General features: G+C 67.5%; 5 protein-coding genes. 1 reads left to right on the top strand and 4 read right to left on the bottom strand.

Translation table 11 applies throughout. The features are described from left to right. Window positions 1–251 precede the first annotated feature (251 nt). From ACR2JA_RS00115 to xseB, 4 genes are all read right to left on the bottom strand, one after another. Window positions 252–1,331, bottom strand: a complete 1,080-nt coding sequence (locus ACR2JA_RS00115) for a TRAP transporter substrate-binding protein (protein WP_434007109.1) — start codon at window positions 1,329–1,331, stop codon at window positions 252–254. A gap of 231 nt (window positions 1,332–1,562) precedes the next feature. Continuing rightward, a complete protein-coding gene (gene dxs, locus ACR2JA_RS00110; RefSeq protein ID WP_434007108.1) occupies window positions 1,563–3,458 on the bottom strand; it encodes a 1-deoxy-D-xylulose-5-phosphate synthase in 1,896 nt (631 codons plus the stop codon). Window positions 3,459–3,483: 25 nt separating this feature from the next. Then, entirely contained in the window at window positions 3,484–4,374 is an 891-nt protein-coding gene (locus ACR2JA_RS00105; protein WP_434007107.1) for a polyprenyl synthetase family protein, read from the bottom strand. Beyond that, window positions 4,371–4,628, bottom strand: coding sequence for an exodeoxyribonuclease VII small subunit (gene xseB / locus ACR2JA_RS00100; RefSeq protein ID WP_434007106.1), 258 nt, complete (start codon window positions 4,626–4,628; stop codon window positions 4,371–4,373). Before xseB ends, ACR2JA_RS00105 begins: the two co-directional genes overlap by 4 nt. A gap of 280 nt (window positions 4,629–4,908) precedes the next feature. Between xseB and ACR2JA_RS00095 the strand changes: the two genes are divergently transcribed. Next, window positions 4,909–6,051, top strand: a complete 1,143-nt coding sequence (locus tag ACR2JA_RS00095) for an aromatic ring-hydroxylating oxygenase subunit alpha (protein ID WP_434007105.1) — start codon at window positions 4,909–4,911, stop codon at window positions 6,049–6,051. The last annotated feature ends 139 nt before the right edge of the window (window positions 6,052–6,190 follow it).

Raw genomic sequence — 6,190 nt, 5'->3', positions numbered from 1 at the left:
GATCAGCCACATGGCCAGCTTGCCGATGAGCTCGGTCAGGCCGTCGATGAGGCGAGAAATTTTGAGTAGGAATGACATGGAATGTCCCCGCTGAGAAAAGGTGCCCGCTGAGAGGTGCCCTGGGTAAGGGCGGTCAGTCTAGTGGCCGGATCGGTGGCCAGCCTGAGCAAACGCTGACGGAGCAGCACGCCTGGGTGTTGCCACAAAAAACCCCGCACAGGCGGGGTTTTTTGCCGGACACCGGGAGCTGCTTACAGCTTGGCCGACTGCATGTAGCGGTCGAACGTGGCTTCGGTGAAGCGGAACCAGAGGTTCTGGTCCTTGCGGAAGGCCGAGTAGTCGGTGTAGATCTTCTTCCAGTTGGGGTTGCTGGCGCTCAGCTCGGCGTACAGCTCCATGGACTGCTTGTAGGCCTCGTCCATCACCACCTTCGGGAACGGCAGGACCTTGGCGCCACCGGCCACCAGACGCTTGAGCGCGGCCGGGTTGCGGGCGTCGTAACGGGCCTGCATTTCGGTGTGCGCGTAAGCGGCAGCGGCTTCGACGATGGCCTGGTTTTCCTTGGACAGGGCGTTGAACGCGGCCTTGTTGATGTAGAAGTCCAGCTGGGCGCCGCCTTCCCACCAGCCCGGGTAGTAGTAGTTCTTGGCAACCTTCTGGAAGCCCAGCTTTTCATCGTCGTACGGTCCGATCCATTCGGTCGCGTCGATGGTGCCTTTTTCCAGCGCCTGGTAGATCTCGCCACCGGGGATGTTCTGGGGCACAGCGCCCATGCGGCTGAGCACCTTGCCGGCGAAGCCGCCGATGCGCATCTTCATGCCCTTGATGTCGGCCAGGGTCTTGATTTCCTTGCGGTACCAGCCGCCCATCTGGGCACCGGTGTTACCGCCGGGGAAGTTCACGATGTTGTACTGGTCATAGAACTCGCGGAACAGCTTCATGCCGTTGCCGTCGTAGTACCAGGCGGTCAGCTGGCGGCTGTTCAGGCCGAACGGGATGGCCGTGCCCATGGCGAAGGTGTCGTCCTTGCCGAAGTAGTAATACGGCGCGGTGTGACCGGCTTCCACGGTGCCGGCCTGCACGGCGTCCACCACACCCAGTGCGGGCACCAGTTCGCCCGGTGCGTGCACCGTGACCTGGAACTTGCCGCCGGTCATGGCGCTGATCTTCTGGGCGAACACGTCCGAAGCGCCGTGGATGGTGTCCAGCGCCTTGGGGAAGCTGGAGGTGATGCGCCAGCGGATGGCGGCCTGCGCGTGCACAGCGGGGGCTGCACCGGCGGCGAACACACCGGCGATGCCAGCGTGCTTGATGAGGGAACGACGATCCATGTTGTATGACTCCGTGGTTGGAACTTCACACCCGGCCTGAGGAGGTCGGGGACTTGCAACAGTCGGGGTCATTGTAGGAAGGCGCCACCCTCTCCCACCCTGCGGGTTTTCCCTTGAGCACAGGGTCTTCAGGGCCTGCCTTCAGCCTCCTGCAAGCTTGCGGACGCCCGCTTGCGAACGGGGTCACAGCGGCGTTGAATTTAATTCACACCGACACGCCAGGCGGATCGGTCAGGCGACGGCTTTGAGCCCCGGCGCAGCGTCCACGACCGAGGCAAAACGCGCCCGCACAGAGCGCTCGATACCGGCGGCGTCCAGCCCTTCGGCGGCCAGCAGTTTGGCCGGATCCCCGTGTTCGATGAAGGTATCGGATAGGCCCAGGTTGAGCACGGGCAGGTTCAGCCCCTCGGCTTGCAGGGCTTCGAGCACGGCGCTGCCGGCGCCGCCCATGACACAGCCTTCTTCCACCGTCACCAGCGCCTGGTGGGTTTGCGCCAGCTCGCGCAGCAGGTCCAGGTCCAGCGGCTTGGCCCAGCGCATGTTGGCCACGCTGGCGCCCAGCGGTTCGGCCGCGGCCAGGGCGGGGTAGAGCAGCGTGCCAAAGGCCAGGATGGCCACACCCCGGCCGCGCCGGCGCAGCTCGCCCTTGCCGTAGGGCAGACCGTCCAGGCTGGCGGGCACCGCGGCGCCCACACCGGCGCCGCGCGGGTAGCGCACGGCCACCGGGTGGTTCTGCGCGTGCGCGGTGGAGAGCAGCTGCCGCGTCTCGGCCTCATCGGCCGGGCAGGCGATGGCCATGTTCGGGACGCAGCGCAAGTAGGCGATGTCGTAGGCCCCGGCGTGGGTGGCGCCGTCGGCACCGACCAGGCCCGCGCGGTCCAGCGCGAACACCATGGGCAGGTTCTGCAGCGCCACGTCGTGGATCAGCTGGTCGTACGCGCGCTGCAGGAAGGTGGAGTAAATCGCCACCACCGGCTTGAGACCCTCGCAGGCCAGGCCGGCGGCGAAGGTCACCGCGTGCTGCTCGGCGATGCCGACGTCGAAGTAGCGGCCCGGGAAGCGCTTGTGGAACTCCACCATGCCCGAGCCTTCGCGCATGGCGGGAGTGATGCCGACCAGCTTGGGGTCGGCCGCGGCCATGTCGCACAGCCACTGGCCAAACACCTGCGTGAAGGTGGTCTTGGGGGGCGTGGCCGGCTTGACCAGGCCCACCGCCGGGTCGAACTTGCCCGGGCCGTGGTAGGCCACCGGGTCGGCCTCCGCCAGCTTGTAGCCCTGGCCCTTTTTGGTGACCACGTGCAGGAACTGCGGCCCCGCGCCGTTGTCGAGCAACTGGCGCACGTTTTCCAGCGTGGGGATCAGCGAGTCGAGGTCGTGGCCGTCGATGGGACCGACGTAGTTGAAGCCGAACTTCTCGAACAGCGTGGCCGGCACGACCATGCCCTTGGCATGCTCTTCCAGGCGCTTGGCCAGCTCAAACAGGGGCGGCGCGCCCTTGAGCACGGTCTTGCCCACGTTCTTGGCCGCGGCGTAGAACTGGCCGCTCATGAGCTGGGCCAGGTAGCGGTTGAGCGCGCCCACCGGGGGCGAGATCGACATGTCGTTGTCGTTGAGGATCACCAGCAGGCGACCGTGCTCCACGCCCGCGTTGTTCAGCGCCTCAAAGGCCATGCCGGCGGTCATGGCGCCGTCGCCGATGATGGCCACCGCGTGGCGGCTCTCGCCCTTCATCTTGGCGGCCAGGGCCATGCCCAGCGCGGCCGAGATGCTGGTGGACGAGTGGCCGACGCCGAAGGTGTCGTACTCGCTCTCGTCGCGGCGCGGGAAACCGCTGACACCCCCCTGCTGGCGCAGCGTGTGCATGCGGTCGCGCCGGCCGGTCAGGATCTTGTGCGGGTAGGTCTGGTGGCCCACGTCCCACACCAGCCGGTCTTCGGGTGTGTTGAAGACGTAGTGCAGCGCGACCGTGAGTTCCACCGTGCCCAGGTTGGAACTGAGGTGGCCACCGGTCTGGGACACGCTGTCGAGCACGTACTGGCGCAGCTCGTCGGCCAGGGGGTGCAGCTGGGCGCGGCTGAGGCGGCGCAGGTCGGCCGGCGATTGGATGGTGGGCAGCAGTTGGCTCATGGCAGGCATGCGGTGGGACCCTCGTTCAACTGGCGCGGCGGCCGACCCAGTCGGCCAGCGCGTGCAGGGTGTCGGTGTGCGTCAAGCCGCTGCGGCGCAGGGCTTCGTGTGCCTGGTCCAGCACGCGGTCGGCGTAGGCCTGGGCAGCGTCCAGCCCCATCAGGGCCACAAAAGTGGGTTTGTCCGCGGCGGCGTCCTTGCCGGCGGTTTTGCCCAGGGTGGCGGAGTCGGCGGTCACGTCCAGCACGTCGTCCACCACCTGGAAGGCCAGGCCCAGTGCGGCGCCGTAGACGGTCAGCTGTTCGCGGGCCAGCGCATCGAGCGGCCCGGTGCTCGCCCCCATCAGCACGCTGGCCTGCAGCAGGGCACCGGTCTTCAGTCGGTGCATGGCTTCCAGGGCCGGCTGGTCCAGCGCCACGCCCACGCTGGCCAGGTCCACTGCCTGGCCGCCGGCCATGCCGTGGGCGCCGGCGGCCACCGCCAGCTGGCGGCACAGCGAGGCGGCCAGCGCGGCAGGCACCGAGCCGTCGTCGGGCACCAGCAGTTCAAACGCCAGCGCCTGCAGGGCGTCGCCCACCAGCAGGGCCTGCGCTTCGCCGTAGGCCACGTGGACCGTCGGCTTGCCCCGGCGCAGCACGTCGTTGTCCATGCAGGGCATGTCGTCGTGCACCAGCGAATAGGCGTGGATCAGTTCCAGCGCGCAGCCGGCGCGCAACGCGGCGGACTGCGAACCACCGACCGCCTCACAGGCGGCCAGGGCCAGCAGCGGGCGCAGGCGCTTGCCGCCGTCGAGCACGGCGTAGCGCATGGCCTCGCCCAGGCCGGCCGGCGCCAGGGGGCTGACCCAGCCCGCAAGGGCTTGTTCGATCACCGCCTGCTGGGTTTCACGCCACACCGCAAAGTCCTTGCCACTCATGCGCCGTCCCAGGGTTTGAGTTCGCCCGCTTCCAGCACCTTGATCTGGTTCTCCACCGCGTCCAGGCGGGTACGGCAGAAGGCCAGCAGCTCGGCGCCGCGCTGGTAGCGCACCAGCAACTGGTCCAGCGGGAGCTGACCGGCGTCCAGCTGGGCCACCAGCTGCTCCAGTTCCTGCAGCGCGGCTTCGTAGCTGGGGGCGACCTCGGCGCCAGCGCGGGCGCGGGGGGCTTTGGCGGGGGAAGATGGAGTCATGCAGGGCTCGGGTGTGGGGAGACCGCCCCTTGGGGACGGACCGGCGATTTTAGCCGGCACCCCTCTGCGGGGCTGACACCCGCGGCGGCGCAGGGGCAATGCCGCCGCGCGCCTGCGCTGGACCCCACGGGTACAATCCGGCCTCTTTTTTCTTGTTCAACTGACGGGTCTCACACACCCGGAGGGACGCAGCACTTCCACCCTTCCCGCGCAGATCGTTCACTCGTTCAAGCGCTTCACCCTGCCCCTTCATAGGGGGAGTCTTTAGGTCAAGACCACCATGTCTGATTTGAGTCTTCAACTCCAGCAGGCCGAAAGCCAACTTCCGGTTTCGAGCTATTTCGACGAGGCACTGTTCCGCAGGGAACTTGAAACCATCTTTCAGCGCGGCCCCCGCTACGTGGGACATGCGAACGCGGTGCCCGAACTGGGCGACTACTACGCCCTGCCGCAAGAGGGGGAAGGCCGTGCGCTGGTGCGCACCGCCAACGGCGTGGAGCTGGTCTCCAACGTCTGCCGCCACCGCCAGGCCGTGATGCTCAAGGGCCGCGGCAACCTGGCCCACAACGCCCAGGGCCACAGCGGCGGCCAGATCGTCTGCCCGCTGCACCGCTGGACCTACTCGGGCGGTCAGAGCGCCAACAGCCAGCTGGGCACCCTGCTGGGCGCGCCCCATTTCGCGCACGACCCCTGCGCCGATCTGCAGCGCTACCCGCTGCGCGAGTGGAACGGCCTGCTGTTCGAAGACAACGGCCGCGACATCGCCGCCGATCTGGCTGGCATGGGCCCGGCGTCCACCCTGAGCTTCGAGGGCATGGTGCTCAGCCACGTCGAGCTGCACACCTGCCACTACAACTGGAAGACCTTCATCGAGGTCTACCTGGAGGACTACCACGTCGAACCCTTCCACCCCGGTCTGGGCAACTTCGTGACCTGCGCCGACCTGCAGTGGGAATTCAAGCCCGAGTACTCGGTGCAGACGGTGGGCATCCAGAACCTGCTCAAGTCGGGCAGTCCCACGTACCAGAAGTGGCACGAGGTGCTGATGCGCTACCGCAACGGCGAGCTGCCGGCGCAGGGCGCGGTGTGGCTGACCTACTACCCGCACATCATGGTCGAGTGGTATCCGCACGTGCTCACCGTCTCGACGCTGCACCCGATCAGTGTGGACAAGACGCTGAACATGGTGGAGTTCTATTACCCGGAAGAGATCGCCGCCTTCGAACCCGAGTTCGTCGCCGCGCAGCGCGCCGCCTACATGGAGACCTGCGTCGAGGACGACGAGATCGCCGAGCGCATGGACGCCGGCCGCAAGGCCTTGCTGATGCGCGGCGCCAACGAGGTCGGCCCCTACCAGAGCCCGATGGAGGATGGCATGCAGCACTTCCACGAGTGGTATAGGTCGCGGATGCGAACGGAGTGAGCATCCGCGTGCATTCAGTCCAGGCCACCGCGGAACGGGCTTTGCCCGGCCGCCAGTGGCGCCCCCCTGGGGGGGTGACGCCGCAGGCGGCGCGGGGGGAGCCTACTTCACCAACTGGTTCAGCTGAATGATCGGCATC

This window comes from Hydrogenophaga sp. (genome assembly GCF_051007235.1).
Lineage (GTDB): Bacteria > Pseudomonadota > Gammaproteobacteria > Burkholderiales > Burkholderiaceae_C > Hydrogenophaga.
The sequence above is the reverse complement of the archived record's forward strand: the minus strand, read 5'-3'. Positions and strand labels throughout refer to the sequence as shown.

Excerpts from the sequence above, each read along its gene's own strand:
- ACR2JA_RS00115 (WP_434007109.1), bottom strand. The coding sequence starts at position 1,331 with ATGGATCGTCGTTCCCTCATCAAGCACGCTGGCATCGCCGGTGTGTTC.
- ACR2JA_RS00095 (WP_434007105.1), top strand. The coding sequence starts at position 4,909 with ATGTCTGATTTGAGTCTTCAACTCCAGCAGGCCGAAAGCCAACTTCCG.
- dxs (WP_434007108.1), bottom strand. The coding sequence starts at position 3,458 with ATGAGCCAACTGCTGCCCACCATCCAATCGCCGGCCGACCTGCGCCGC.
- ACR2JA_RS00105 (WP_434007107.1), bottom strand. The coding sequence starts at position 4,374 with ATGAGTGGCAAGGACTTTGCGGTGTGGCGTGAAACCCAGCAGGCGGTG.
- xseB (WP_434007106.1), bottom strand. The coding sequence starts at position 4,628 with ATGACTCCATCTTCCCCCGCCAAAGCCCCCCGCGCCCGCGCTGGCGCC.